The sequence below is a fragment of the Helicobacter sp. MIT 14-3879 genome (assembly GCF_003364125.1).
The window spans coordinates 1-548 of the sequence record NZ_NXLP01000189.1; the positions used below are offsets into that span (position 1 = coordinate 1).

A 548-nucleotide genomic window follows, 5' to 3' on the forward strand; every position below is an offset into this window, starting at 1 on the left:
TAATAAGGTTTATAAGGTTCAAATTTATCACCACGATCACTAACAATTCCTGCAAAATACTTACAACCATTAGAGAGAGTTTTAGGGTATTTTTTATCAATAGCTTTCATTTTTTCCTCAAAAGTATCACCTGTTGTTACTTTTTCTTTAGTTTCGCCTCTCTCCTTTCTCTCTCTCACTCTTTGCATTACTTCATCTGTTGCTTTTTCTTCAGCTTCTTCTCTTTCTTTCTCTCTCTTCTTTATCTCATCTCTAAATTCTTTATTAAAGACATAGATTCCCCCATACTCCTCTGCGAATTTAAATGCTTCTTTATCATATTTAGTTGTATAAAGTAATCCACAAGAAGAAAGAAAGAATAATATACCCAAACTCACTACTATAAAAATAAAGATTTTCATTTTACCTTACCCTTTTTATTTTTATTATCTATCATTGCTTTATTTTTCATTTATTACCTATCTTTTAATCATCTCTTTGTTTTTCATTATTTACAATTTATTGCCTTTACCCTATCTTTAATCATCTCTTTATTATTTATTCCTATC

The 548-nt window shown here is 28.3% G+C and carries 1 pseudogene; it reads right to left on the minus strand.

The window, feature by feature from the left end:
• Positions 1–401 (minus strand): annotated as a pseudogene (locus tag CQA44_RS12285) (hypothetical protein); the annotation flags it as partial.
• Between the last annotated feature and the right edge of the window lie 147 nt (positions 402–548).